The following is a 26987-nucleotide window of genomic DNA, read 5'->3' as shown; positions in this document are numbered from 1 at the left end:
CCGCATGCCCGACACGCAGTACGAGGACCTGCTGCGCCTGGTGCTGGACACGGGTGCCCGCAAGTCCGACCGCACCGGCACGGGCACGCGTTCGATCTTCGGTCACCAGCTGCGTTACCGGCTCGCCGACGGGTACCCGCTGATCACGACCAAGAAGGTCGCGTTCCGGTCGATGGCCTACGAGCTGCTGTGGTTCCTGCGCGGCGACGGCAACGCCACCTGGCTGCAGCAGAACGGCGTCACGATATGGGACGAGTGGGCCGGACCCGACGGCGATCTCGGCCCGATCTACGGCGTGCAGTGGCGCTCGTGGCCCACCCCGAGCGGCGCGCACGTCGACCAGATCGAGCAGGTCCTGCGCACGCTGCGGGAGGACCCGGACTCGCGGCGGATGGTCGTGTCGGCCTGGAACGTCGCCGATCTGCCGCGGATGGCGCTGGCGCCCTGCCACGCGCTGTTCCAGTTCTACGTCGCGGACGGGGAGCTGTCCTGCCAGCTCTACCAGCGCAGCGCGGACCTGTTCCTCGGCGTGCCGTTCAACATCGCCAGCTACGCGCTGCTCACGCACATGATCGCCGACCAGGTCGGGCTGCGCGTCGGCGAGTTCATCTGGACCGGCGGCGACTGCCACATCTACGACAACCACGTCGAGCAGGTGCGCACCCAGCTGGCCCGCGAGCCGCGGCCGTTCCCGACGCTGCGGCTCAAGCCCGCCGAGAGCCTGTTCGACTACACCTTCGAGCACTTCGTCCTCGAGGACTACGACCCGCACCCGGCCATCCCCGCGCCGGTCGCGGTCTGACCGGCGTGATCGGGCTGATCTGGGCGCAGTCGGCGAACGGGGTCATCGGCCGCGGCGGCACCCTGCCCTGGCACCTGCCCGAGGACCTCGCCCACTTCAAGGCGGTGACCGCCGGCGCGACCGTCGTCATGGGCCGGCGCACGTGGGAGTCGCTGCCGCCGCGGTTGCGACCGCTGCCCGGGCGGCGCAACCTGGTGCTCTCCCGAACACCGCAGGACGGCGCCGAGACCTTCCCCGATCTCGACGCCGCCCTCGCCGCCGCCACCGGCGACGTGTGGGTGATCGGCGGCGCGTCGGTCTACGCGGCGGCGCTCCCGCTTGCCGACCGCATCGAGGTGACCGAGATCCGTGAGGTGTTCGACGGCGACACCTACGCTCCGGAGGTCGGCCGCCCGCCGGACGTGGTGGGGGAGTGGCAGGAGTCCACGACCGGTCTGCAGTACCGGTTCCTCAGCTGGCGCACCTCCGTCACGACGCGGCGCTGAGCAACGGGTCGACGGCGAGAGCGGCCGCGCGCTGCTCCAGCAGCCGGCGCAGCGCGTCGGACTCCTGCTGGATCGCGGCGAGGTGGGTCGGGTCGGCGACGGCGAGGGCTGCGGCCGTGGCCCGGTCGAGCGCCGCGATCGCCGCACCGCCTGCGTACAGCTGCTGGTACAGCTCTTCGTAGGCCTGCTCGTAGGCGGCCTTGAACCGCGCGTTCGCCAGGAACCGCTCCTTGAGCGGGTGGCTCATCATCATCGGTCCGCGACCACCCGGCTGGGCACCGGTTCGGGGCCCACCGCCCCGTGGTTCGCCGGGGAACCGCCCACCTGGAGCGGCACCGGCCGGGGGCACTCCGCCCGCCTGGGGCGGGGCGCCCGTGCCGCCGGGACCGCGCACGCCGCCCGGGTCGATCGCGTCGTTCGGGCCCGCCGTCGCGTTCCCGCTGAACGCGAGGTTGAGGTCCCACGTGACGACCTCGAACGTCCGCCGGTCCAGGTCGTACCAGAGGTAGTAGTTGCGGCCCGGCCCGGACATGTCGTCGACGTTCAGCAGCAGGTTCTGCGTGGCCAGGTAGCGGGCGAGCGACTCGATGTCGACGTGTTCGCCCAGCTCGGCGGTGAACTCCTCGTCCGACGCGGACGCCACCCACTTGATCAGGTTGATCACCGGTTGCAGGTCCTGGCTGCCGACCCGGTTGATCTGCTCGAAGTCGTCCCGGTACTCGGTAGGGTCGTCGCCCTGGTCGGTGAACGAGCTCGAGGCGCGGCTCTTGTAGAGCACCCCGGTCGCGCCGAACCGCTCGGTCCAGGCCTCGTCCGGGTGCTCGATGACCAGCCGGGTGGTCGCCGGGCGGTCGTTGACCACGAAGCGGGCGTACGCGAACTGCTGGCCGACCTGGCCGGACTCGTTCACCAGCGACAGCGCGACGGCCTCGTTGAGCGCGACCGTGGAGCTCGCGCTCGCCGGGCGCACCGCGATCTCGCTGCGGCCCTGGTAGCGGCGACCCTCGACGAACTCGTCGAAGCTGATCAGCCAGGGCAGGTGCTCCGGTTCCTCGGCGGAGAGCGCGATGCCGCCGGGCCCGCGGAACCCGCCACCACCGGCGTCGGGTGGTGGCGCGGCCCCCTCGGGCGGTCGGCCGCCGCGGAACGGCACGGCGCCCGGCCCGCGCTGCTCGGTGGGATCGGCGTTCGGGTCGCGCAGCGACATCAGGGTGGAGTTGCCCTTGAGGCGCACGCCGACGCTGTCGATCCGCACTCCGTCGACGACGAGCTCGGCCGCCAGGTAGGCCTTCTCGCCCTCGTCGTACCACTCCTGGAGGATCCGCTCGTAGTCCTCGTCGCTGAACGTCAGCCGGATCTCGTGGGCCACGGACGCGTCGAACAGGTCGCGGGTCCCGGCGATGTCCTGCGTGACGACCGGGGGCGCGTAGCGGTCGTCGCCGGTGACGTACGGGACGACCCGGCTCGACCCGAACACCCCCGTCGTGACCACGAGGAGCGCGACGAACAGCGCCAGCGGCCGCCAGTGCTGGCGCAGCTTGACCGGCAGTCGGTGCACCCACCGCCGCTCCGGCGGCGGTGGGGTGTCCGTCGAGGTCGTCACAGGTCCGTCTGGTCGTATCCGGTCAGGACGGCCACGCGCTGGCCCGCGTTGTGCTCGCGCAGCGCCGCGACCAGGTCACCGGGGCTGACGCCCTTCTTCAGCCGCACCGTGTAGAACAGCTCCGTCAGCGCGCCGCCGCGGATCGACTCCGTGCTGACCAGCTCGAACTCCGTGGTGCAGCGGATGAGGACGTCGGCGATCACCGCGGTGCGGTCGTGGTCCGGCGGCACCTGCACCTTGACCACCTGTCGCTGCACGTTCAGGCGGAACAGGTCGAACCGGTGCATCAGCAGGATGACCAGGCAGATGGCGATCGTGGCGGTGACGGCCAGCAGGTAGAAGCGGGTGCCGCAGGCCATGCCGACACCCATGACGAGGAAGATGAACCCGACGTCGCGGGTCTCCTTGATCGCGTTGCGGAACCGCACCACCGACAGCGCGCCGACCAGCGCGAACGCCCTGGCGATGTTCGAGCCGACCACGAGCATGATCAGCGCGATCAGCATGCCCAGGACGACCAGCGTCTGGACGTAGGACTGGCTGTAGGAGATGTTGCGGTGGGTCGCCCGGTAGGTCCAGGCGATCAGCAGGCTCAGGACCAGGGCGAGGCCCAGCGCGGCGGCGACGTCGAACGCGCTGAACGTGCCCGACAGGTCCTCGAACTGGAACGGGTTCATGACGGTGCGGCGCTCCTCGGCACGGCGGTGGTCGGGGCTTCGAGGTCGAGGTCCTCGGGGATGTGGAAGGCGGACCGGGGCGCCTTGCCGAAGGCCTCGATCGTCTGGCAGTACTTCGAGATCCGCACGACCTGGAGGTTGAGCGCGGCGGTCAGGTCGGTGACCCAGTACGGCACGCGCTCGTCGGCCTTGATCTCCATGACCGCCAGGTGCGGCGGGATCGTGAAGCGGTCCTCGGCGTCGGCACCGAGGTGGAAGTCGCGGTCGCGGCCGCGGACGCGGTGGTCGAGCGTGACCCGCAGGCCGAGGTCGATTCCCCGGCCGACGAACGGTTCGCGCTGGTAGGCGGTGGTCGCGATCGGGCGCAGGTCGTTCTCGACGATCAGGCCGAGCACCTCGTCGAGGAACGCGCGCTGGCGCGGATCGTGCGGGATCTCCTCGCGGCCGTCGCACAGCCTGCGGGCGAGGTGGTAGGGCATCCCGACGCGGCGCTTCTGCGTGACCCGGTTGACCCGTTGCTTGATCTCGACGTACACCGGGGAGTCGTCGGTGATCGTCGATCGGTCGCCGTAGTGGCGGATGCGCAGCTTGCGGCGGAACCGCAGGCCCTCGATCTTCTCCCAGTAGAACCTCAGAGCGATCGAGTCGTAGTACAGGGAGATCACGTCGTAGCCACCGCGGTGGGCGTGCCGGTCGGCGTCCATCCGCTGCCGCAGGTGCTCGCGGACCTCGGGGACCCGGGACTCGGGAACGAGGTACTTGAGCTCGTAGCGGTTGAACGCGTGCAGCGGGGTAGGCGCCCGCAGTGCGGTGGACCGGTCGGCCGGCACCGGGGTCTGCGTCGGCGCGGCCGTGGGCGCGTCCGCCGGCGCCGCGGACGGGCGGCCGGAGCGGGACGCGCGTGATCGACGCCGGAACGGGGGCATCGCCGTGCGCACTCCTCACCGTCGGCCCGTGCGGGCCGACCTCGTTCACCGGGGTTCGGCGACGCGCTGCCCCGCGGTCAGGTGCGCGTCAGCCCGAGGCTCAGGTTCCCCGGCGCCCGGATCGGCGCGCAACGACATGATCACCCTTCATACGAACTGCACAGGTACGTCGGGTCGGTGCGATGCCGCGACGAGGGGCGCCCGCCGAGCCGGGGGAACGCCGTTCGGCGCCCGAGCGCCGAGGACGGGCGCCGAACCGAGCACGGAGAGTGTCCGGAGCCTTATGCTCCGCCTTCATGGCCCGGTACTTCGATGTGCACCCCGTCGATCCGCAGCGCCGCGCGATCGGTCAGGTCGTCGACCTGATCCGGGACGGCGGCCTCGTCGCCTATCCGACCGACTCCTGCTACGCCCTCGGCTGCCAGCTCGGCAACGCGAAGGGCCTGGAACGGATCCGCGAGATCCGCCAGCTCGACGACCGGCACCACTTCACGCTCGTCTGCCGGGACTTCGCCCAGCTCGGCCACTTCGTGGTCGTGTCGAACTCGGTGTTCCGGCTGGTGAAGGCGTCGACACCGGGGCAGTACACGTTCATCCTGCCGGCCACGAAGGAGGTGCCGAGGCGGCTGCTGCACCCGAAGAAGAAGACGGTCGGCGTGCGCATCCCCGATCATGCGGTGGTGCGGGCGCTGCTGGAGACGCTCGGCGAGCCGCTGCTGTCGTCGACGCTGCTGCTTCCGGACCACGAAGAGCCGCTCACCCAGGGGTGGGAGATCAAGGAGGAGCTCGACCACCTCGTCGACGCCGTGATCGACTCGGGGGAGTGCGGCACCGAGCCGACCACCGTCGTCGACCTGTCGGGTGACGAGCCGGAGATCGTCCGGGTGGGGGCGGGGGACCCGAGCCGGTTCCAGTAGGCCGTCAGGTCAGCACCTCGCTCGCCACCCGTTCGAAGGCCCCGACCAGCGCGTCGCTGTCGGGGCCGAACATGCACTGCGTCAGCAGCAGCGCGGTGGTGCCGCGGCGCAGATCGGTGAACCAGTACGTGCCGGTGCCGCCGGCCCACCCGATGCGGGACTGCCCGTAGACGGACAGGCCGAAGCCCCAGCCGCGCTCGCCGAGGATCACCGAGCCCTTCTGCGCGGGGGTGAGCTGGTCGGTGGTCATCTCCGCGAACAGCTGAGGCGGCAGCAGGTCACCGCCGCTACGGGCGAGTACACCGGTGAACGCGAGCAGGTCCGCCGCGGTCGACACGAGTCCTCCGGAGGCGCGCGGGAACGCCGGTGGGCGGCTCCACGCACCGTCCGCCGGGTCCACCACGACCAGGCCGTCCGGGCCGCGCTCGTACAGCGGCGGCAGGCCGGCCGCGTGGAACGCCGTGCGCGTCATGCCGAGCGGGATGAACACGCGCTCGGCGAGCAGCTCGGGGAGGGGCGTGCCCGTGGCGCGGGCGTGCAGCACCCCGAGGACGTCGGAGCCGGTGTCGTAGGTCCAGCGGGCGCCGGGCTGGTGCAGCAGCGGCAGCGTGGCGAGGCGGGCGAGCCACTCGTCGGGCCCGAACGGGACGGGCGGCAGCGGCGGTCCGATCCGTAGCTCCAGCTCGGCGGCCGCCCGGACGATCGGGGCGTCCGGGCGCAGGGCGGGATCGATGCCGAACCCCCAGGTCAGCGTGAGCAGGTCGCGCAGGGTGATCGCGCGGTCGGCGGGCACGGTGTCGTCGAGCGGCCCGTCGGGGCGGTTCAGGACGCGCCGATCGGCCAGCTCGGGGAGCAGGTCGGTGATCGGGTCGTCGAGGTCGAGCACGCCGTCGGCGACCAGCACCAGGGCCGCCGTGGCCACGATCGGCTTGGAGAGCGAGGCGATGCGGACGACGGTGTCGGGCGAGTAGCCGCCCTGGGCGTCGACCGCGATCTCGGTGCCGCGGGCCAGCGCGACCACCGCGGGCTGCCCGTGCGCCGCCACGACGGCGCGCAGCGGTGAGATGTCCATGACGTTTCGACCGCGAATCCTGCACGAACTCATCGCCGCCCTACGATGGCCGTATGGCCCGCCTCGACTACGACCAGCTCAACAGCACGATCCGGTACGCCATGTGGTCGGTGTTCCGGGCCCGGCCCGGGGTACTGGGGGAGGACCGCGCCGACACCGCCGCCGAGTTCTCCGCCTTCCTCGACGCCCTGGCCGGCAAGGGCGTGGTCGTCCGCGGCGTCTACGACGTCGCCGGCATGCGGGCCGACGCCGACTACATGATCTGGTGGCACGCCGACAACATCGAGGCGCTGCAGGCCGCGTACTCCGATCTGCGCCGCACCACCGCGCTCGGCCGCGCGAGCGAGGCCGTGTGGAGCGCGGCGGCGCTGCACCGGCCCGCGGAGTTCAACAAGAGCCACATCCCAGCGTTCCTGGCGGGCGAGGAACCGAAGGGCTACGTCTGCGTCTACCCGTTCGTGCGCTCCTACGACTGGTACCTGCTGCCGGACGACGAGCGGCGCCAGATGCTCGTCGAGCACGGCAAGGCGGGCCGCGGCTACCCGGACGTGCGCGCCAACACCGTGCCGGCGTTCGCGCTCGGCGACTACGAGTGGATCCTCGCGTTCGAGTCCGACAAGCTCGACCGCATCGTCGACCTCATGCGCGACCTGCGGGCCACGGAGGCGCGCCGGCACGTCCGGCACGAGATCCCGTTCTTCACCGGGCCGCGGGTCGAGCCCGGGGCGCTGGTGGCGACGCTTCCGTGACGTGCCGCGTCGAGAACGACGTTGCCGTGATCAACAGGGTGTCGTGATCACGCGGGTCGTCCTCGACGCTCGGCGCCCAGCTCCTCCGGCACCAGTCGCGGCGACGTCGAGCTGCGCAGCAGCGCGGATCGGCGCCGATCCGGCTGCGGCGGTGGAGGCGCCGACCGAGCCCGACGCACCTGCGCTGCTCGCCGGGTTTCGCGCGGCCATCCCGCACCGGACCTCATCGAGGTCGAGGTCGATCTGCGCCGTCGCGCCGCTGCCGGCAGGGTGCCGGAGCTTCGCGCCGCCGGAGCGCTGCGCCTCCTCGGCGTCCGGTCGACCAGCGCAGCAGCCGCACTGCGCTCGCGCAGGCGCCGGGGAGCTGCGCCACGAGCTCAGCCACCACGTCGCCGGGTGCTCGGCTCTGGCGGAGCGCCTGGGCGCCACGCTGCTCACGGCGGATGCCCGCCTGGCTCGAGCACCGGGCCCGCCGTGCGCGGCCGAGCTGGTCAGCCCTCCTTCGGCACCAGCCGCAGCGAGATCGAGTTGATGCAGTACCGCAGGTCGGTGGGGGTGGGGTAGCCCTCGCCCTCGAAGACGTGCCCGAGGTGGCTGTGGCAGGCCGCGCAGATGACCTCGGTGCGCTTCATGCCCAGGCTGTAGTCGGGCCGTTCGATCACCGCGTCCCCGGCCAGCGGGGTGAAGAACGACGGCCAGCCGCAGTGGGAGTCGAACTTCGCGTCGCTGCGGAACAGCTCGGCTCCGCAGGCCCGGCAGGTGTAGATCCCCTCGGTCTTGGTGTCGACGTACTCGCCGGTGAACGGGCGCTCGGTGCCGGCCCGGCGCAGCACCTCGTACTCGGCGGGGGTCAGCTGGGCCCGCCACTCCTCCTCGGTCTTGACGACCTTCGCGGCAGGTTCGGTGTCCATGCTCCCAGCCTACGGACCCGGCGGCCCGGGCACAGGCCGTCACCAGAACGTCGTGATCACGAAGGTCAGCGCGTCCCACACCACCCACGCCACGATCGCCAGCAGCAGGGCGCAGACCAGCACGGCGGTGCCGCGCCGCCACCCGCTGGCCCGGTTGGCGGAGTCGGCGAACCGGCTGACCCCGTGCAGGTAGCCCTCGACGGTGTACTCGGGCCGGTCGTCGGCCATCCGGTCCAGGTGCGCGGCGAACGCCTGCGCCTCGGGATCGTCGGGATCCAGCCCGAGCAGCTCGTCGTCGAACCGGCGCGACCGGGCACCGCGGTCCGGGTCGCGGCGCTCGATCATGCGGGCAGTGTACGGCCGGCGCGGTAGCGTGCACCCCGTGGCGAAGACACCGGCGGCAACGGTGACGGCCGGGGAGCGCGAGGTGCGCGTGACCAACCCCGACCGCGTCATCTACGAGGCAACCGACCGCACGCCGGCGGTTACGAAGCTGCAGGTCTGCGAGTACTTCGTCAAGGTCGCCGACGCGCTGATGCGCACGATCCGCGACCGGCCCACCGCCATGGAGCGCTGGCCGAACGGCTACCGGGAGGGCATGCGGCTGTCCACCGGCCACGGCGACGACGGCGACGGCTTCTACCAGAAGCGGCTGCCCAAGGGCGCGCCCGACTGGATCGAGACCGTCCGCATCGCCTTCCCCTCGGGCCGCACCGCCGAGGAGCTGTGCCCCACCGAGCCGGCTGCGCTCGTGTGGGCGGCGCAGATGGGCACGCTGACCCTCCACCCGTGGCCGGTGCGGCGCCCCGACGTCGATCACCCCGACGAGCTGCGCCTCGACCTCGACCCGCAACCCGGCGTCACCTTCACCGACGTCCGGCGTGTCGCGCTCGTCGCCCGGGAGCTGCTGGAGGAGCTGGGCCTGCGCGGCTACCCGAAGACGAGCGGCAGCCGCGGCATCCACATCTACGTGCGGATCGAGCCGAGGCACACCTTCGAGGACGTCCGCCACGCAGCGATCGGGTTCGGCCGCGAGCTGGAGCGCCGCGACGGCGGGGTCACCACGGCGTGGTGGAAGGAGGAGCGCGGCGAGCGGGTGTTCCTCGACTTCAACCAGAACAACCGCGACCGCACGATCGCCAGCGCGTGGAGCCCGCGAGCCCGGCCGGGTGCCCCGGTGAGCATGCCGCTGACGTGGGACCGGCTGGCCGAGCTCACCGATCCGCGCGAGTTCACCGTGTTCAGCGCCCCCGAGCTGCTCGAGTCCCACGGTGACCCGTGGGCCGACATGGACGAGCACCCCAGCCCGCTGGAGCCGCTGCTGCACCTGTGGGAGACCCTGCCCGGCGGCGAGATGCCCTTCCCGCCCGACTACCCGAAGATGCCCGGCGAGCCCCCGCGCGTGCAGCCGTCGAAGAAGGTGGCCGCGCACTGGGACGAGCACGGCAACCGCATCGCCGACCGCTGACGCCCGGATCGTCCGTTCTGAGGAAACGGGAAGGATCGCGCCGGGCCCGATCGGTAGCGTCGTCTGCGTCACACCGCTGCGAGGGTCGGGGGACCGAGATGACGCAGGCAGCGCCGCAGATGCCGATCTACATGCAGCGCGACGGCATCGAACCCGTCGCTGCGCTGCGCAGGATCCGCGAGGACGAGCGGGTCCTGCGGCTCGGGAACCCGTACGGGATCGACGCCTTCCTCGTCACCCGGTACGACGACGTCCGCGAGGTGCTCACCGATCCCGCCCGGTTCTCCAACCGGCGCCCGGCCCGGCTCGCCGAGTTCGACGACCGGTCGCCGGAGGAGGTCGCGCAAGCCCGGGCGGGCAACCTGCTCGCGATGGACCCGCCCGAGCAGCACCGGCTGCGGCGGATGCTCGCGCCCGAGTTCACGGTGCGCCGCATCCGGCGGCTGGAGCCGCGCATCGCCGAGGTCGTCGACGACCACCTCGACGCGATGGAGCAGGCCGGCGCCCCGGCCGAACTGGTGAGCGCGTTCGCGCTGCCGCTCCCGTCGCTGGTGATCTGCGAGCTGCTCGGGGTGCCGTACGTCGACCGCGCCGGGTTCCAGGCGCGCACGTCCCGCCAGCTCGACATGTCCCTGCCGCCGCGGGAACGAACGGCGCTGGCTCACGAGAGCCGCATCTACATGGACGGCCTGGTCACCGCGGCCCGCACTGATCCCGGCGACGATCTGATCGGCATGCTCGTGCGCGAGCACGGTGCGGAGCTGACCCAGGACGAGCTGGTCGGCATCGCGAACCTGCTCCTGGAGGCCGGGCACGAGACCACGTCGAACATGCTGGGGCTCGGCACGTTCGCGCTGCTGCAGCACCCCGACCAGCTCGCGATCGTCCGGGACGAGCCGGACGCCGTCGGACCGGCCGTCGAGGAGCTGCTGCGGTGGCTGTCGATCGTGCACAGCGGCCTGCCGCGCTTCGCGGTCGCCGACACCGAGATCGGCGGGGTGGCGATCCCGGCCGGCGCGATGATCATCCTGTCGCTACCCGCGGCCGACCGCGATCCCGCGTTCGTCGACGACCCCGACCGCCTCGACGTGCGCCGCGGCGCCATCGGCCACGTCGCGTTCGGCCACGGGGTGCATCACTGCCTCGGCGCCCCGCTCGCCCGCGTGGAGATGACCATCGCGTTCCCGGCGTTGGTGCGGCGCTTCCCACGGCTCGCGCTCGCCGGCGATCCCGCCGACGCCCCGTTCCGGGCGTTCCACTTCGTCTTCGGGCTGGAGCGGCTGGAAGTGACCTGGTGAGGCTCGCGCCGGCGGGCCGCTCCGGGGCGAGTCCCTGCGTTCCGGCCGGCGAGACCCGCGAACGGTCGGGCGAAGTCGTGTCGAGAACGAGGTTGTGGCGATTTCGGATCGATTCAGTCCATCACAACCTCGTTCTCGACGCGGACTCGACCGTGTCACTCGGGTGCCCGTGCGCACGTCACGCTGTACGGGATGCGAAACTCGCCGGCCGCTACGCGCGACTCGCGCGACCGTTCGGGCGACTCGCGCGACCGGGTGCGGGACTCGCGGCACCGAACGCGGGAGTCACGGCACCCCGGCCGTGATCACGCTGCACCCAGCACCGCCGCCACCCCGGGCAACTGCGTCCGGTACTCCGCCAGCAGCTGCTCCGCCACTCCCACCGAGTCGACGAGCGGGTGGCCGGCGAACGCGCGCAGGGCCAGGTCGGCCGAGCCGGTCACCGCGGCCTCGATCGTGTCCTGCTCGACAGCCTTCACCTGCTGCATCAGCCCGAGCATCCCCAACGGGAGCGGGCGGGTGGCCAGGGGGGTGACGCCGTGCGGCCCGACGAGGCAGGGCACCTCCACCACCGCTTCGGGCGGCATCCCGGGCACCGCGGAGCCGTTGCGGACGTTCAGGATCAGCGTGGTGGGCGGGCCGCCGGAGAGGGCCCGCATGAGCGCGACCGCAACTTGCTGGTACCCGCCCGTCTCGACGTCGACGGCGTCGCGTTCCCCGGCCCCGGCGGCTTCGCGGCTCTCCGCCATGTAGCTGGCGTCCCGTTCGGCGCGGGTCGCCGTCCACAGCTCCCACGCCGAGGCCGGGTCGGCGGCTGCTGCGGCGTAGAACCGTTCCTGCTGCTCGCACAGGTACTCGCCGCGGGTCTGCGGCGCCGAGCGGATCGCGGCCACCGCCTCCCGGTTCCGGTAGAAGTAGTACAGGTACTCGTTGGGCAGCGCCCCGAGAGCGCGGACCCACGCTGGACCGAGCAACCGCGCCTCCTCGATCCGGGTGAGGCGGGCGTCGTCCGCGAGCAGTTCCGGCAGCCGGTCGACGCCGTCGACGGACAGCCCGCGCAGCCAGCCGAGGTGGTTGAGCCCCACGTAGTCGGGCACGACCGGGCCGCTGATCCCGAGTGCGCGGGCGGCCCGCGCCGCCAGGCCGACGGGGGAGTCGCAGATCCCGACGACCCGGTCGCCGAGCACCCGCTGCATCGCCTCCGTGATCATCCCGGCCGGGTTGGTGAACGAGATGACCCACGCGCCGGGCGCCAGCGCCGCGACCCGCCGCGCGACGTCCAGTGCGACCGGCACCGTCCGCAACCCGTAGGCGATCCCGCCCGGACCGACCGTCTCCTGGCCGAGCACGCCGAGCTCCAGCGCCACCCGCTCGTCGATCGTGCGGCCGGCGAGTCCGTCCACCCGCACCGCCGAGAAGACGAACCGGGCGCCGGCCAGCGCGTCGTCGAGATCGGTCGTCGTCCGCACGGGCGGGCCCGGCCGCCCGGCGAGCACCGCGCCGATGGCGGCGAGCCGCCGCGCGTCGACGTCGTGCAGCACGACTTCCGACACCCCGCAGTCGGCGGTCAGCGCCCCGTGCACGAGCGGTACCCGGAACCCGCCGCCGCCCAGGATCGTGAGCTTCATGCGTGCCGCACCGAGCGGAACGCGGCGAGCGCGGAGGCGAGGCAGTCGGATGGCTCGCCGTCCGCCGCGTCGGTCACGAGGACGTCGACCGCGTCCGGCCCGCAGACGGGGGAGACCCCGGTCCCGGGGAACTTCCCGCGGTCGGCGAGCAGCGCCGTCCGCTCAGCCGCCGCGATCATCGTCTGCTTCACCGGCACCTCCACCAGCGTCGTGTCCATCACCGTGCCGTCCGGCCGCACCCCGCTGGCCCCGAGGAACAGCCAGCGCGCCCGCACCTCGCGCAGCGCCTGCTCGGTGAGGCTCCCGACGAACGACAGGTGGTTGCGCCGCAGCACCCCGCCCAGCACGAGCAGGTCGACGTCGTCGGCGTCGCGCAGCACGTCGACCACCGCGAGGCTGGAGGTGATCACGGTGACCCGCCGGTCGCGCAGGCGCGCCGCCAGCCGCGCGGTCGTCGTGCCGATGTCGATCAGCACGACGTCGCCGTCCTGCACGAGCTCGGCGGCGCAGCGCGCGATCCGCTCCTTCGCCTCCGCCGCGGCGTCCGCGACGGACACCGTGCCAGCCGGGTGGCCGACCGCGTGGTCACCGTCGCCGGACGGCCGGGGGCAGGGCAGCGCCCCGCCGTGCACCCGGCGCAGGGCGCCGCTGGCCTCGAGGGCCTGCAGGTCGCGGCGGATCGTGGACGGGCTCACGTTCAGCCCGCAGGCGAGCGTCTCCACCGAGACGATGCCGGACGACTGCACGATCCTGAGGATCTCGCTGTGCCGGCTGGCTGGGAGCACGTGAGCACCGTAGCGCATCTGTGCGCATTCCTGCGTGTTCTTGCGCGCATCGGTTGATTTCCGCGCAGCCGAGGGGCACTGTGGCGGAACCGGACATCCTGCACGTGAGAGTGAGATCCCGACGTGAGCGACACCGTGAGCGGCGCAGCGGCACCCGCCGATGCGGATCCGTTCGCCGCGCCCCACGACCCCATGTCGTGGGACCCGCTCGCCGAGCTGCGAGCACCGGGCGATCCCGCGATCGACGTGCTGATGTCGGGCACGGTGTTCCTCGACATCGTGTTCACCGGCCTGCCCCACCCGCCGAAGCCCGGCACCGAGGTGTGGGCGGCCGGCATGGCGTCCTGCCCCGGCGGGATCGCCAACCTCGCCGTCGCCGCGTCCCGGCTCGGCCTGCGCACCAGCCTCGCCGCCGGCTTCGGCGACGACGTCTACGCCGACTTCTGCTGGCGCACCCTCGAGGACCAGGAACGCGTCGACCTCTCCCGGTCCAGGAGGTTCGCCGGCTGGCACTCCCCGGTCACGGTCTCGATGGCCGTCGACCGGGACCGGTCCATGGTCACCCATGGGCACGAGCTGCCCATCTCCACGGCCGAGCTGGTCGGGGACCCGCCGCCGGCGCGCGCGGTGCTGACCACGATCGGCGAACGCTCTGCGGACGCGCTGCTGCCCGACTGGGTCGGCCCCGCCCGCGAGCGCGGTGCGATGGTCTTCGCCGACGCCGGCTGGGACCCGACCGGTGCCTGGGACCCGGCCCTGCTCGCCTCGCTCTCCGGCTGCGACGCGTTCCTGCCCAACGACGTCGAGGCCCGTGCCTACACCCGCACCGACACTCCGCAGGAGGCGGTGCGGGCGCTGGCCCGGCACGTCCCGCTCGCCGTGGTCACCTGCGGCGCCGACGGCGCGATCGCGCTGGACGCCTCGACCGGTGAGGAGGTCGCGGTGCCCGCCCTGCCCGTCGACGCGCTCGACCCGACCGGCGCGGGCGACGTGTTCGGCGCGGCGTTCGTCGTCGGCACCCTCGCCGGCTGGCCGCTCACCCACCGGCTGCTGTTCGCCGGCCTGGCGGCGGCGCTGGCCGTGCACGAGTTCGGTGGCTCGCTCGCCGCGCCCGGCTGGGGCGACATCCGCGACTGGTGGTTCGGTGTGCGGGCCCGGGCTGCGGCCGGCGATCCGGACGCGCAGTGCCTGCGCAACCGCTACGGCTTCCTCGACGACGTCGTGCCGACCACCCACGTGTGCGGAGTGCGTCGGGCGGCCGCAACGATCGCGCGCCAGGCCGATCTGACCCGCCCGGCCTGACTCAGGGGCCGTGGGCGGGGTGCGGCTCCCCGTCCACCTCGACCGCGTGCCAGACGCCGCCGACGCCGTCCCCCTCCACGTCACCGGGCGCGGCGTCCCCGGCGTAGCGGTAGAGCGGCCAGCCGTTCAGCGTGAGCTGCTGGGTGCCGTCCGGCCGGCCGACGGTTCCGACCTGCTCGGCGGGCACCCCGGTCAGCCTCGGCAGCCCGTCGCCGAGCACCGGTGGCCACTGCTTCGCGCACTCCCCGGTGCACGTCGACCGCGACGGGTCGGCACTGTCCTGGTCGAACCGGTAGACCGTGTACCCGTCGACGGTGACGACGGAGCCGAGCGCCGTGACTGCGGTCGCGAGTCCCGTCGTGACCCGCTGCGGGACCGCGCCGGAGATGGGCGGGGCCTCGCGCGCGGGCACGGTCTGCAGCGTCGAGCCGCACGCCGCCGTCACGAGCAGCAGCCCGAGCGCGGTGGCGGCACCGCCGACGATCCCGCCGATGATCCCGCCGGTCCGTGGGTGCGGTGCCCGATGACGATGACGAGACATGGCTGGGCAGCTTTCGCGGGGGTGATGGAGTGCAGGAGAGCGGAAGCCGGGTCGCATCCCGCGTCGGGGGGCGGAATTGGCGCGGGCTGCGACCCGACCCCGAAGAGTAAGGATCTTCTGCCGCCCGGGTTGCCGGTCTGAGGGGGGTCGCCGCCGCACGGCCGCCGGAACGCGCCGGACGGACGTCGATTCGACCGCTCGGAGCAGCGATCCGGAGCCGAACGCCGAGCTCTGCTCTCAGGAACCGCGATCTGCCGCTCGTCCGCTCGAACGCGCCGTCTCCCCGGCCGTCGCCCGTTCACCGTACGACGACCGGTCGGTCACTGTGGGTGGATCGATGAACGAGCGTGGGGCGCGGGACGACCGACCGCGGCGGTTCGCTTCCTGAGACCTGCGTTGTTGCGTTCGGAGCAATCGCTGGTCCGGACGGATCAACGATCGACCGCTCGTCGCGTCTCGGGCGGCTTCGGGCTTACGGGGCTCTCAGGTTCGCAACCCCCCTCGGAAAACCGCTCATACGGTCGGCCACATGAGCTCGCCACCCCTCGGCGCGTCCGCCGACCCCCAGGCACAGCAGGACCAGTGGGTCCGCGTCGCCTGGCTCGCGGCGCTCGGCGTCGTGATCGCCGGGCCGGCGCTGCTGTGGCTGGCGGTGTCCCCGCCGGCCCCGCTGTGGACCCGGCTGTCGGACGTCACCGGGTTCTTCGCCCTGACCGCGCTGGTCTGCGCGGTGATCGTGCCCAGCCGCATCCGGTCGCTGAACCGGGCGTTCGGCATCGAGAGCGTGATCGAGGTGCACCGCTTCCTCGGCATCTCGACAGCGGTGCTGACGCTGGTCCACATCGCCTTCGTCGTGGCGCTGGACCCGGCCAACCTCGGCCTGTTCCACCTGCCGACCGCGCCCGACCGGGCCATCGCGGCGACGCTGTCGACGCTGTCGCTGCTGGCGCTCACCGGCGCGGCGGCACTGCGGAAGCGGTTGCGCATCCCGTACGACGTGTGGCGGTTCACCCACATCGGGCTCGCCGGGTTCGCGACCATCACCGGGGCGCTGCACGTGTGGTGGCTCGATCACTCCATCCGCAACATCGCGATGTTCTGCGTGTTCGCGCTGCTGCTGGTGGCCGTCGCGGGCGTCGTGCTCTACCGGTGGGTGTGGCGCTCCCTGCTCGACCCCACCACCGAGTTCCTCGTGCGCGAGGTGCGGCCCGAGAGCCCCACCGTCTCCACGCTGGTCCTGCAGCCGCGGCACCCGGGCATCGGCGGCGGCTGGGAGTTCGCGCCCGGTCAGTTCGCCTGGATCCGGCTGCGGCGCAGCATCACCGCCGAGGAGCACCCGTTCACGATCGCCTCCAGCGCGCACGACGGCAGCACCGAGTTCACGATCCGCCACGCCGGTGACTTCACGAGCGCCATCCGGGCTCTGCCCCCCGGGAGCCCGGTCTGGGTCGACGGCCCGCACGGCGCGTTCACCAGCGACATCGGCGCGTGCAGCGGGTTCGTCCTGATCGCGGGCGGCGTGGGCATCACCCCGATGATGAGCATGCTGCGCACCGCGGCCGACCGCGGCGACCGGCGCCCCTACCGGCTGATCGTGGTCGCGAGCTCACCGGAGGACCTGCTGTTCCGCGAGGAGCTCGGGTTCCTGCGCGCCACCCTGGATCTCGAGGTCACCGAGGTGCTGCGCCGGCCGCGTGAGGGCTGGGACGGCCCCATCGGCGGGCTCAGCGTCGGGCTGTTCGCGATGGTGCTGCGCACCGTCGACCGGCCCGACGACCTCGACTACTTCATCTGCGGCCCGCCCGGGCTCGTGAACGACGCGCTCGACGTGCTCGATGCGCTCGACGTCGCGCCCGCGCGCGTGCACACCGAGCTGTTCGACTTCGTCTGACCACACGTCCGAGCCGGAGACCCCCCGTACCGGCTCGAACCTCCGGGACGCTCCCCCGCCGCCCCGCTCCCTGCAAGAGAGGTTTCCCCCGAATGCTCCGCCGGATCCCCTGGTTCCTGCGCGTCTCCGTCCTCGTCGCCGTGGTGCTCGCCGTTTCGGTGTCGGTGTTCCAGTCGTGGGTCACCGGTGTCCCCGGCACCGGCGGCTGGACCCAGACCCAGTGGGGACCCCTCGGCCCCGCGGACCGCGACCTGCTCGTGAAGGTCCGGCTCGCCGGCCTCTGGGAGGCTCCGACCGGCCAGCAGGCAGCCCAGCAGGCCAGCTCGGAGGAGGTGCGCGAGCTGGGTGCCTTCCTCGCCGTCGAGCACGCCCGGCTCGACGAGATCGTCCGCCGCGAGGCCGACCAGCTGGGCGTGCTGCTGCCGACGCAGCCCAACGCGCAGCAGCAGGCCTGGATGAAGGAGATCTCCGCGGCCACCGGCACCGACTACGACCGGGTCTTCGTGCAGCGGCTGCGCGAGGCGCACGGCGGCGTGCTGCCGTTCATCACCGAGGTTCGGGTCAGCACCCGCAACGACAAGGTCCGCGCCTTCGCCGACACCGCGAGCGAGTTCGTGCGCCGCCACATCGAGCACATCGAGGCCACCGGCCTCGTCGACTACTCCCAGCTGCCCGACCCGCCCTCGCCCGGCCTGTTCTCCGGTGACCGCACCGCGGGCGACCTGATCGTCCCGATCCTCGTGTTCGCCGCCCTGCTGCTCGCGGCGATCGGCCTGGTCGTGGGACTGCGCCGGCGTGCCCTCTCCAAGCCGACCCGGGTCGTCGCCTCGGCACCGGCCGCCGGCCCGTCCGCGGCCACCGCCTCCGTCCCGGCCGGGGCGATCCCCAGGTCGACGATCGCCGCGCGGCCCGGTGAGAACAGCGGTGCCCACCGCATCCCCGGGGCTCGCACCGGCGCCCACGCGGTGATCACCGAGCCCGCCGGACGGGCCACCCGCACCGCGGCCCGGCACGGTGCCACCGCCGTGCTCGACCACGAGGTGCAGGACGCCGCCTCCACCCACACCGCCACCACCCACACTGCCACCACCCACAGCGCAACTGCCCACACCGCAACGGCCGTCTCGAACACCGGGCCCCACCGCTTCCCCCGCGTCACCCCGCCCGGCGAGACCACCGGTCCCCGCCGCGCGCACCGGCGTGCGTCGACCGTCGAGAGCACCGGGCCCCGGCACGCCGCGGTCCGTCGCTAGTCCCCGTCCCCGACTGAATCGGATCCCGACCGAACACCGATCCCCGACCGAGCCCCGACCAGTCCCGGCCGGCGCCCCTGCTCCCCGCAGCCGCTCCCCGCGAACCGCGCCGGCCACCGGTGGTCGACCGTCCACCGGCCGTTCCCGACCCCGATCGGAAACCGACCATGTCCGACAAGCCTGACCGTCCGATTCCTGACACGAACCCCGACACCACTCCCGGTCTCGGTCCCGACCGGACCGACCTCGCCCGGGCGATCGCGCGCCAGCGGTCCGGGCGGCGCATCGTCGCCGTCGCCGCGACGGTCCTGGCCGCGGCCCTCGTGACGGCCGCGTGCGGCACCGCAGACGCCTCCCCGCGCAGCGACCGCTCCGCCGCCGCCGGCTACTCCGTGAGCGGCGGTCACGCCGGCCACGGCTCCGCCGCCGGCAGCACCGACACCGACGCCGACCAGACCGACGGTGAGGAGACCGGCGACGACGCGGAGGCGGCGACCGGCCGGAACAACGGGCGCGGCAACGGTGACCGCACAGACGGTGACCGCAGCGGTGATCGGAACGGCGATCGGCCCGACCGGAACAACGGCGACCGGGGCAAGGACCGCGGAAACCAGAACGCCGGCAACAACAACGGCAACGGCAACAACAACGGCAGCGGCAACGGCAACAACAACAACGGCCTCGACGTCCTCGGCCGCGACTGCTCCACGAGCGACCTGCCCCCGCACACCGGTTTCCAGGTCTCCCCGGCCTGCGTCGACACCGCGTTCGGTGAGGTCGCCGCGGCCGACAAGAGCCCGTCGCTGCTGATCACCGAGGCTCCGACCGAGGTGAAGGTCGGCGAGTCGTTCACGCTGAAGGTCTCCACCCGCAACCTCGTGCGTGACCGGTTCCTCGGCGCCGCGGCCGGCGGCTACTACCTGGAGAGCTCGTTCCTGGACGACAACGGCATCCAGCGCGGCCACTTCCACACCGCCTGCCGCGTGCTCCCGTCGCTGGACGAGGCGCCCGACTCGGCGCCCGACCCGGAGTTCTTCCTCGCCACCCAGGACAACAAGGGCGGCGCCGGCGTCGACACCGTCGAGATCGAGGTCCCCGGCATCGACGAGGCCGGTGTCGTGCAGTGCACCTCGTGGGCCGGTGACGGGTCGCACCGCATCCCGATGATGCAGCGCGCCAACCAGACCCCCGCCGTCGACTCCGTCCGCATCACGGTGAAGTGAGGCCGGCCAGCATGTCCGTCGAGTCGATCGCCACCACCCACCCCGCAGAACCGCAGTCGCCCGAGGCGGCGGCCGCCGCCGCGCTGGCCCCGATGGTCGAGGTGTGGTTCCAGATGCTCGTCGACCACGTGCCCGACGCCGATCGCAACTGCACCGCCTGCACGCACGGCGGCACCGGCGCCCGGCACACCCCGTGGCCGTGCGCCCTGCGCACCGTCGCCGAAGCCGCGCGGCAGGAGTTCACGCAGGTCAGCGTGCCCTCCCCGCGCAAACCGCTGGACGACACCATCGGCCGCCCGGCCGGGCGGCGCCGCCGGCTGCGCAGCCCGCACGGCGTCACCCGCATGCTGACGGCCCGCGAGCAGGAGTACCTGCAGCTCGCCGCCGACGGCTACGACGATGCCCGGATCGCCGCCGAACTCGGCGTCCCGGAGCGCACGGTCGCCACCAGCATCCGGCGGCTGGCCCGCACCCTCGGCGTCCCCGACCGCACCGCGCTGCTCGTGCTGGCACTGCGCGAAGGGGTGATCGCCTGACCATGGCCCGCGATCGGCGACACTGACCACCATGACGGGCGGCGTTGCGGTGGTCACGGGTGCGGGTTCGGGAATCGGTCGCGCGGTGGCGCGGGCGCTGCTGGGCGCGGGATACCGCGTCGCGCTGTCCGGCCGCCGCGCGGCCCCGCTCGAGGAGACCGCGCAGGGCCACCCCGACGCGCTCGTCGTGCCGACCGACGTCACCGACCCGCAGTCGGTCGCAGAGCTGTTCCGCGCCGTCAAGGTGCGCTGGGGTCGAGTCGATCTGCTGTTCAACAACGCGGGCACGTTCGGCCCGGTCGGGACGGTCGACGAGATCGACGTCGCCGAGTGGCAGGCGGCGGTCGCGACGAACCTGACCGGGTCGTTCCTGTGCGCACGGGAGGCGTTCGCCGCCATGCGCGCCCAGGACCCGCAGGGCGGGCGGATCATCAACAACGGCTCGATCTCCGCGCAGGCCCCGCGGCCGCTGAGCGCGGCGTACACCGCGACCAAGCACGCGATCACCGGGCTGACGAAGTCGCTGTCGCTGGACGGGCGACCGTTCGGCATCGCCTGCGGGCAGATCGACATCGGCAACGCCCTCACCGAGATGACCTCCGGGATCGCCACCGGCGCCCGGCAGGCCGACGGCAGCATCCGCGCCGAACCCACGTTCGACGTCAAGCACGTCGCCGACGCGGTGCTCTACATGGCCGGGCTGCCGCTCGAGGCGAACGTGCAGTTCATGACCGTCATGGCCACGACGATGCCGCTCATCGGCCGCGGATAGCGGTTGTCCGGCGATCGGGGGTGGCTACCCTTGTCGCCACCACGATCGGGGAGTGGGCATGCGGGGGGATGCGCCGGACGAACGTCGGATCGCCGCCGAGATCGAGGAGCGGGTGCGAAGCGGACGGCTGGGACCGGGAGACCGGCTGACGGTCGGTCCGGGGCTCGCCGCCCGGTTCGGCATGGACGTCGCACTGCTGCGCTCGGCGGTGCGCGTGCTCGAGGACAGCGGGCTGATCCGGCTCGTGCCGGGCGAGCCCGACGAGGTCGAGATCCTGCCGTTCAGCACCACCGCGCTGCGGCGCGCCATCGCCCGGCTCGCCGCGATGGAGACGCTCGGGCTGGCCGATCTCGTCCGGTTCCGCATCCTGCTGGAGGGCTGGGCGTACCAGTTGGCGGCGCGGCGGGCGAGTCCCGCCGACCTGGCCGAGCTGGACGAGGCGCTCGCGGCGATGGCCGCGGCCGTGCCCGAGGGTCCCGCGGCGTTCGCCGTCGCCGACGTCGCGTTCCACCGCGTGATGGCGCGGGCGAGCGGCGACGAGATGCTGCAGGTCTGCCACGAGGCTGTCCGCGACGTCGTCACGGGGCTGATCTCGCACCGGCTGACCACCGCGGGCGGGCGGCCGGAGCTGCTCGTCAAGGCGCTGGACCTGCACGTCGATCTGCTCGCGGCCGTCCGCGCCGGTGATGGGGAGGCGGCGTCGCGGCTGGCCCGCCGGTCGATGCGCGTCTACCTCTCGGCGATGGCCGACGAGGGGGAGCGGGCCCGCCCGGCGCTGGTGGCGCCGCTGGCCACCACGTCGGCGGACGACGTGCTGGAGCTGCTCGACGTGGCCGCCGACACCGGTGCGCCGCTGTGGCTGAACGGCGGGTGGGCCGTGGACGCTCTGCTGGGGGCGCAGACCCGCCAGCACGGCGACGTCGACGTCGTGGTGCCGGTCGAGCACGCGGCCGGGCTGGTCGTGGCGCTGGCCGAACGCGGATACGCGGCTCGCCCGGGCGCCCGCGCGGAGAACATCGTGCTCGGCGATCCGCGCGGCCGGGCCGTGGACGTGCACGTCGTGGAGCTCGACGAGCACGGCAACGGCTGGCACGGGCCCACCGAGGTGTACCCGGCGGCGGCGCTGACCGGGGCCGCCGGGACGATCGCCGGCCGCGCGGTGCGCTGCATCGCGCCGCAGTGGCTGGTGCAGTTCCACACCGGTTACCGCGTCGACGTCGACGACTGGCACGACGTGGCGGCGCTGTGCGACCGGTTCGACCTGCCGGTGCCACCCGACTACGCCCGGTTCCGGGCGAGCGGCCACCGGGAGGGGCTGCGTCGCCCGCCGCGGTCGTGAGGTAGACCGGACGGGTGCAGGAGGCAGGTACGGATCGCCCGGCCGACGTCGCGATCGTCGGAGCGGGCCCGGCCGGATCCGCCGCGGCCCTGCGCGTGCTGGCGCTGCGTCCCGATGCGGAGGTGCTGCTGCTCGACGCCGCGGCGTTCCCGCGGGACAAGACGTGCGGGGACGGCATCTCGGCGCACGTGCTGGAGCTGATCGGGCGGCTCGGTGTGCCCGTGGCGGACTGGGCCGGTCCGCCGGTGCCGGGGATGCGGCTGACCAGCCCGGGTGGGCGGGTCGTGGCCCGGCGCTGCGCCCGGCCGAACCGGGTGGTGCCGCGGGCGGAGTTCGACGCGCGGCTGGTCGCGGCGGCCACCGGGGCCGGGGCCCGGCTGGTGCAGCATCGGGTGCGGTCGATGCAGGTCCTGGCCGATCGCGTCGTGCTCGACGATCGGTGGTCCGCGCGGGTGGTCATCGGCGCCGACGGGGCGAACTCGACGATCCGCAGGTTGCTCGGCGCCCCGCCCAGCCCGGCGACGACGGTCGCGGTGGCGGTGCGCGGCTACGCGCAGGGCGTCGTCGACCCGGAAGCGCTGGTGATCGAGTTCACCCGCGGCTCCAGACCGGCTTACGCGTGGGCGTTCCCGCTGCCCGATGGTCGTTCCAACGTCGGGTTCGGGGTGTTCGGTCGCCGCGCCGGCGGCTCCCGGGCCGACCTGCTGGCCGAGCTGGCCCGTCTGCTTCCCGACCACCAGCCGGACCCGGGCACGGTGCGCGGCCACCAGCTGCCGCTGTCCACCGGTCCGCGCTGGCACCCCGACGGGCGGGTCCTGCTCGCCGGGGACGCCGCGTCGCTGGTGAACCCGCTGACCGGCGAGGGGATCTACGACGCCGTCGCCTCCGGTGCGCTGGCCGGTGAGGCCGCGCTGCACGGCGCGGGAGCCGGTGCCGCGCACCGCGCCGCGATGAAGGCGGCGTTCGGCCGGCACCACCGGCACACCGCGCTGCTCGCCCGGCTCGTGCCCCGGCCGTGGTTCCTCGACGCGGCGGTGGCCGCGGCGGCCCGGTACCAGAGCGTGTTCGACTCGGCTGTCGACCTAGGCTTGGGGCCGGGGACCGCGTCCCGTGCAGATCTCGTGCGCGTGGCGTCGAGTGCGCTGACCCTCGGTCGGGGAAGAGCGCTGACCTGACTACCCGGGAGTGTGACGAGTCGGATACGCAGAGTGCATGAACCCTGTGATGGCGCGCACAGTCATGTAGGCCAATCGGGCAGTATCTGCGCCGTTGTCGCAGGTGTCTCGTTGAACCCGATGACAGAGCGATCCGATCACCCGGTCTCGAGGGGGGAACGCGATGGACGACGAACAGCTCAGCGGTCGGCGCGCCGTACGCGGTACACCCTCCTCTGAACCGGTCATCACGGAGGAGCGTCCGGACGTGTCCATCGGCCACGACGCCGCCGTCGACGACGACGTCGCCGGCAGCGTCGACCACAGCGTCGGCCACAGGGTCGACCACGGCGTCGACGAGGGAGTCGGCGCAGTCGGCAACGGTCCCGACACCGGTCACAACCACGGTCTCGGCGACGACCTCGAGAGCGGTTTCGACGGTGGCCCGGCCACCGGCCGTCCCGAGAGCCACCACGACATCCGGCCCGACGGCGGCCCGCCGCCCGGCCACACCTCAGCCGGGCCCGGCTTCAGTCCCGGCCCGATCGATCTCGACTGGTACACCCGCCGCCGGCTCGCCGCGCAGGCCGCGGCCGATGCCGCGGAAGCGGCCGCCGCGGACGCCGCGAGCCGGGCCGCCGCGGCCATCAAGGCCGCCGCGCGGGCGGCCGAGGAGGCCGAGGCCGCGGCCGATGCCGCTGCCCGGGCCGCCGAGGAGGCAGCCGCCGCCGCAGAGGCGGAGGCCAGGGCACACGCCGTCCACCGGTCGGTGCCACCGCCGCCGCTGCGGCCCGCCGACGGTCCCGCCGCGAACGGCGGCGCCATCGGCGCGGCGCACGGTGCGATCAACGGCACTGGAACCGGCACTGGAAACGGCGCTGGAAACGGCGCTGCGAACGGTTACGCGAACGGACACTCGGGGCCCACGGGGAAGGGGCTCCCGGGTGACGGGCGCGGCGCCGACGCCGCAGCGGCCGAGGGGCGGCCCGCCGAGCACCACATCGAGTACCACCCGCTGGGGGAGCAGCCGCAGCCCGCGTGGCCGACCCACTCGGCCGAGCGGGACGACACCACGGTCATGGCGGCGCTGCGCAGCGGTGGCCGCCGGCACCGCCGCGACGACGACGGTGCGGTCGAGCCGGAAGCGGCGGCCGAGGTCACCGCGGTGGTCCCGCCCACCCGCGAGGGCCGGGCAGCGCGCCGGCGGGCGCAGGAGGCCGCGGCAGCGGTGGCCCACGAGGCGTCGAGGGACCCGGTCACCGACGCGATCGACGTCACGGAGCTGCGGGCCGCCGGCCAGCAGCCCGCCGCCCGCGCGCCGGAGGACGCCACCCAGGTGGTCACCGGGATGGCGCGCACGGGCTCCGACGAGTTCGACGACGGTGCCCGTGACCGGTCCCGTGACGACGCCGCGGAGCGCAGCTCCGCCCGGGAGAGCGACGGTCCGCGCCACGCCATCGTCAGCCGGGACGACGACGAGGAGGGCGAGGAGGAGTCGTCCTGGCTGGGTAAGCCCGTCGTCTACGCGATCGGCGGGGTGCTCCTGATCATCGGGCTCGTCGCGGCCCTGATCGTGGTGCTCGGCGGCGGGGGCGGTACCCAGACCCCGGCCGCCGCGGCCGGCGCTCCGGCGGCGCCCCCGGCTCCGGCGGCGCCCGCTGCCGCGGACCCCGCCCCGGCCGACCCGAGCAGCCCGAAGGCGGTCGCCTTCCTCGAGGCCCTGCGCAAGGAGGGCATCACCACCAGCCGGTCGGGAGTGTCTGAGACCCAGGCCGCCGTCGAGATCTGCAAGAAGCTCGAGGAGGGCGTGGCCAAGACGACCGTGGCCAAGTCCGTGCCCACCCAGCTGCCCACGGTCGCCCGCAAGCAGGCGCCGGTCTTCGTGGACCTGGTCGAGAAGCACCTCTGCTGAGGGAGACCTCATCGAGAACGAAGTTGTGGTGATCGAATCGGCTCTTTGATCACCACAGCTTCGTTCTCGACGTGACGGGGCCGGGGCCGATCCACCTCACGGCGGGCAGAGCGTCCCGTCCGGGGGCAGCAGGCCGTTCACGAGCATTCCCGTCACCACGTCCGAGACGCAGGCCGTGCGCGGGAACGCCCCCGTCCCCGCCCCCTGCCAGCTCACGAACACCCCGCCCGGCAGCTGCTGGGCGAGGTGGCGGGCGCCCTCGAGGGTGCTGCGCGGGTCCGCCGCGGTGCCGATGACGAGCATCGGCGGCGTCCCGGCCGGGATACCGGGGCCCATCGGCCGGCCGGTCGGCCACGGCGCGCACAGCACGACCTGCAGCGCCATCGCCCCGCCGAACAGCGGGTGAGCCTGCCGCATCCGCGCGGCGAACTCGGCGGCCTGCGCGGGCGCGAGCCGGCGCTGGGTGTCGTTGCAGGCCGTGGCCAGGGTTCCGTCGAACGTGCCGCGAGGGCCGAGGGCCCGGTCGAGCGTCGCCAGCAGCGGCACCGGATCGCCTGCATCGGCGGCGGCGAGCGCCGACGCCAGGTCCGGCCAGTTCCGCGGCTCCACCAGCGCGGTGCGCAGCGCGTACAGGGCGGTGCCCGCGGTGAGCCGGTCACCGATGGGGGAAGCCAGCGGGCGGGCGTCCAGCCGCTGCATCAGCGCGGTGACCCGAGTCCGCGGATCGGGGCCGAGCGGGCAGTCCGCGCCGCCCGTGCACGCGGTCGCGAACGCGTCGAACGCGGCCTCGGTGGCCCGGGCACGGGAGTCGGTGAGGTCCGGGTCGTCCAGTCCGGGCTGCGGTGGTCCGTCGAGCACCACCCGGCCGACGTGCGCGGGCGCGGAACGGGCCCACTCCAGGACGGCGGCGGCCCCGTCGCCCACCCCGATCGCCGACAGCTGCCGGACCCCGAGCCCGTGCCGCAGCTCCTCCAGGTCGGAGCCCGTGGACGCCGACCGATAGCTCGCCAGCCCGCTGTCGACGTCGATCGTGCACTGCTGCACGAGGTCGCGGGCCCGCTCGAGCAACCGGTCCAGGCTCGCCTCATCCACCGCGGTCGGCGACGCGTCCACGAGTGCGGCGCGCGTGGTGTCCGGGGCGCAGTCGAGGTTGTCGTAGCCTGCGCCGCGCCGGTCGATCCCGACCAGGTCGTACGCCTCCAGCAGCTCCACGGGCACCTGCCCGGCGAGGATCGCCGCGAACCGCGCGGTCGGCTCGGCCGCCGAGTCCCCGACGACGGCCAGCGGCGGCTTCGTCCCGGGCCGGCCGGTGCCGATGCGCAGCACCTGCAGCTGCGTGATCGACAACGGGGCGTCCGGGTCGATCGGCACCTCGATCATGCCGCAGTCGATGCGCAGCCCGCGGTCCGCCGGTAGCGGGTCGCGCAGGGTCAGCTGCAGCTCGTCGGTGCAGTCGACGAAGTCGATCGTCGACGTCCCGGGCGCGGGGCTGGGCAGCGGCGCGGATCCGGTCGGTGGGCCCGGCGCGGGCGGGCCCGGCGCGATCCGCTCGTCGCCGCGCACGGCCACCGGTGGCCGGACCGAAGGGCCCACGGTGCACGCCGCGACCAGCGCCGCGGCGAGCAGCGTGACGAGCCCGACCAGCGTACCGCGCAAAGCGGGCGGCCGTTGCCTCACCTGCTCCTCCACGTACCCGTCCGCGCAAGGGGGTCCCTGCCGCACCCAAGCTTCGCGCACCGGGGG

General features: G+C 73.5%; 25 protein-coding genes. 15 read left to right on the top strand and 10 right to left on the bottom strand.

Annotation, left to right across the window (positions count from 1 at the left end):
- Positions 1–4: 4 nt before the first annotated feature.
- Together BUE41_RS13180 and BUE41_RS13175 are read left to right on the top strand one after the other, a co-directional pair.
- Positions 5–802, top strand: a complete 798-nt coding sequence (locus BUE41_RS13180) for a thymidylate synthase (RefSeq protein WP_073457373.1) — start codon at positions 5–7, stop codon at positions 800–802.
- Between the two features lie 5 nt (positions 803–807).
- Positions 808–1287 carry a dihydrofolate reductase gene (locus BUE41_RS13175; protein ID WP_073457372.1) on the top strand — a complete coding sequence of 160 codons (480 nt, stop codon included), beginning with the start codon at positions 808–810 and terminating at the stop codon, positions 1285–1287.
- On the opposite strand, the gene BUE41_RS13170 is transcribed toward BUE41_RS13175, so the two are convergent.
- The 3 genes from BUE41_RS13170 to BUE41_RS13160 are packed head-to-tail and all read right to left on the bottom strand — an operon-like array spanning position 1271 to position 4493.
- Positions 1271–2890: a CotH kinase family protein gene (locus BUE41_RS13170; protein ID WP_073457371.1), complete on the bottom strand. Its 1620-nt coding sequence runs from the start codon at positions 2888–2890 to the stop codon at positions 1271–1273. The genes BUE41_RS13175 and BUE41_RS13170 overlap by 17 nt on opposite strands.
- Positions 2887–3567: a DUF4956 domain-containing protein gene (locus tag BUE41_RS13165; protein ID WP_073457370.1), complete on the bottom strand. Its 681-nt coding sequence runs from the start codon at positions 3565–3567 to the stop codon at positions 2887–2889. Before BUE41_RS13165 ends, BUE41_RS13170 begins: the two co-directional genes overlap by 4 nt.
- Positions 3564–4493, bottom strand: a complete 930-nt coding sequence (locus BUE41_RS13160; protein ID WP_084754956.1) for a polyphosphate polymerase domain-containing protein — start codon at positions 4491–4493, stop codon at positions 3564–3566. Before BUE41_RS13160 ends, BUE41_RS13165 begins: the two co-directional genes overlap by 4 nt.
- A 296-nt stretch (positions 4494–4789) precedes the next feature.
- Between BUE41_RS13160 and BUE41_RS13155 the strand changes: the two genes are divergently transcribed.
- Entirely contained in the window at positions 4790–5410 is a 621-nt protein-coding gene (locus BUE41_RS13155; RefSeq protein ID WP_073457369.1) for an L-threonylcarbamoyladenylate synthase, read from the top strand.
- A gap of 4 nt (positions 5411–5414) precedes the next feature.
- On the opposite strand, the gene BUE41_RS13150 is transcribed toward BUE41_RS13155, so the two are convergent.
- Positions 5415–6482: a serine hydrolase domain-containing protein gene (locus BUE41_RS13150; RefSeq protein ID WP_143172130.1), complete on the bottom strand. Its 1068-nt coding sequence runs from the start codon at positions 6480–6482 to the stop codon at positions 5415–5417.
- A gap of 53 nt (positions 6483–6535) precedes the next feature.
- Here BUE41_RS13150 and hemQ point away from each other — a divergent pair, with 53 nt between their 5' ends.
- Positions 6536–7231: a hydrogen peroxide-dependent heme synthase gene (hemQ, locus tag BUE41_RS13145; RefSeq protein ID WP_073457368.1), complete on the top strand. Its 696-nt coding sequence runs from the start codon at positions 6536–6538 to the stop codon at positions 7229–7231.
- Positions 7232–7722: 491 nt separating this feature from the next.
- Here the strand turns inward: hemQ and msrB are convergent, their stop codons facing one another.
- The gene (gene msrB, locus BUE41_RS13140) at positions 7723–8142 is read right to left on the bottom strand and encodes a peptide-methionine (R)-S-oxide reductase MsrB (RefSeq protein WP_073457367.1); all 420 of its coding nucleotides are present in this window, start codon (positions 8140–8142) and stop codon (positions 7723–7725) included.
- Between the two features lie 39 nt (positions 8143–8181).
- Entirely contained in the window at positions 8182–8487 is a 306-nt protein-coding gene (locus BUE41_RS13135) for a hypothetical protein (RefSeq protein ID WP_073457366.1), read from the bottom strand.
- Positions 8488–8524: 37 nt separating this feature from the next.
- On the opposite strand from BUE41_RS13135, the gene BUE41_RS13130 reads away from it, so the two are divergent.
- Both BUE41_RS13130 and BUE41_RS13125 read left to right on the top strand, forming a co-directional pair.
- Positions 8525–9610 carry a DNA polymerase domain-containing protein gene (locus tag BUE41_RS13130; RefSeq protein WP_200803881.1) on the top strand — a complete coding sequence of 362 codons (1086 nt, stop codon included), beginning with the start codon at positions 8525–8527 and terminating at the stop codon, positions 9608–9610.
- A gap of 98 nt (positions 9611–9708) precedes the next feature.
- Complete coding sequence (locus BUE41_RS13125) at positions 9709–10908, top strand: cytochrome P450 (RefSeq protein ID WP_073457364.1); 1200 nt, start codon at positions 9709–9711, stop codon at positions 10906–10908.
- 305 nt (positions 10909–11213) lie between these two features.
- Here BUE41_RS13125 and BUE41_RS13120 read toward each other — a convergent pair whose 3' ends face one another.
- Positions 11214–12536, bottom strand: a complete 1323-nt coding sequence (locus BUE41_RS13120; protein ID WP_073457363.1) for a family 4 glycosyl hydrolase — start codon at positions 12534–12536, stop codon at positions 11214–11216.
- Positions 12533–13321, bottom strand: coding sequence for a DeoR/GlpR family DNA-binding transcription regulator (locus BUE41_RS13115; RefSeq protein ID WP_073457500.1), 789 nt, complete (start codon positions 13319–13321; stop codon positions 12533–12535). Before BUE41_RS13115 ends, BUE41_RS13120 begins: the two co-directional genes overlap by 4 nt.
- A gap of 192 nt (positions 13322–13513) precedes the next feature.
- Between BUE41_RS13115 and BUE41_RS13110 the strand changes: the two genes are divergently transcribed.
- Positions 13514–14623 (top strand): carbohydrate kinase family protein, encoded by a 1110-nt coding sequence (locus BUE41_RS13110; RefSeq protein WP_073457499.1) that lies wholly within the window; start codon positions 13514–13516, stop codon positions 14621–14623.
- A 1-nt stretch (position 14624) separates the two neighbouring features.
- On the opposite strand, the gene BUE41_RS13105 is transcribed toward BUE41_RS13110, so the two are convergent.
- Positions 14625–15164, bottom strand: coding sequence for a COG4315 family predicted lipoprotein (locus BUE41_RS13105; RefSeq protein ID WP_073457362.1), 540 nt, complete (start codon positions 15162–15164; stop codon positions 14625–14627).
- Positions 15165–15693: 529 nt separating this feature from the next.
- Between BUE41_RS13105 and BUE41_RS13100 the strand changes: the two genes are divergently transcribed.
- From BUE41_RS13100 to BUE41_RS30190, 8 genes are all read left to right on the top strand, one after another.
- Positions 15694–17055 carry a ferredoxin reductase family protein gene (locus BUE41_RS13100; protein ID WP_084754895.1) on the top strand — a complete coding sequence of 454 codons (1362 nt, stop codon included), beginning with the start codon at positions 15694–15696 and terminating at the stop codon, positions 17053–17055.
- A gap of 92 nt (positions 17056–17147) precedes the next feature.
- Positions 17148–18308, top strand: coding sequence for a DUF4142 domain-containing protein (locus BUE41_RS31295; RefSeq protein ID WP_073457361.1), 1161 nt, complete (start codon positions 17148–17150; stop codon positions 18306–18308).
- Between the two features lie 167 nt (positions 18309–18475).
- The gene (locus tag BUE41_RS13090) at positions 18476–19531 is read left to right on the top strand and encodes a Pecanex-like protein 1 (RefSeq protein ID WP_143172129.1); all 1056 of its coding nucleotides are present in this window, start codon (positions 18476–18478) and stop codon (positions 19529–19531) included.
- A gap of 11 nt (positions 19532–19542) precedes the next feature.
- On the top strand, positions 19543–20067 hold the full coding sequence (locus BUE41_RS13085) for a response regulator transcription factor (RefSeq protein ID WP_073457360.1): 525 nt from the start codon (positions 19543–19545) through the stop codon (positions 20065–20067).
- Between the two features lie 31 nt (positions 20068–20098).
- Positions 20099–20839: an SDR family oxidoreductase gene (locus tag BUE41_RS13080; protein WP_073457359.1), complete on the top strand. Its 741-nt coding sequence runs from the start codon at positions 20099–20101 to the stop codon at positions 20837–20839.
- Positions 20840–20897: 58 nt separating this feature from the next.
- The gene (locus BUE41_RS13075) at positions 20898–22178 is read left to right on the top strand and encodes a nucleotidyltransferase domain-containing protein (protein WP_143172128.1); all 1281 of its coding nucleotides are present in this window, start codon (positions 20898–20900) and stop codon (positions 22176–22178) included.
- Positions 22179–22192: 14 nt separating this feature from the next.
- A complete protein-coding gene (locus tag BUE41_RS13070; RefSeq protein ID WP_073457357.1) occupies positions 22193–23353 on the top strand; it encodes an NAD(P)/FAD-dependent oxidoreductase in 1161 nt (386 codons plus the stop codon).
- A gap of 247 nt (positions 23354–23600) precedes the next feature.
- A complete protein-coding gene (locus BUE41_RS30190) occupies positions 23601–25244 on the top strand; it encodes a DUF732 domain-containing protein (RefSeq protein WP_073457356.1) in 1644 nt (547 codons plus the stop codon).
- A 96-nt stretch (positions 25245–25340) separates the two neighbouring features.
- Here BUE41_RS30190 and BUE41_RS13060 read toward each other — a convergent pair whose 3' ends face one another.
- Entirely contained in the window at positions 25341–26921 is a 1581-nt protein-coding gene (locus tag BUE41_RS13060; RefSeq protein WP_143172127.1) for an alpha/beta hydrolase, read from the bottom strand.
- Between the last annotated feature and the right edge of the window lie 66 nt (positions 26922–26987).

It is taken from the genome of Pseudonocardia thermophila (assembly GCF_900142365.1).
GTDB classification, from domain to species: Bacteria; Actinomycetota; Actinomycetes; order Mycobacteriales; family Pseudonocardiaceae; genus Pseudonocardia; species Pseudonocardia thermophila.
This window is presented reverse-complemented; position numbering and strand designations above follow the sequence as displayed.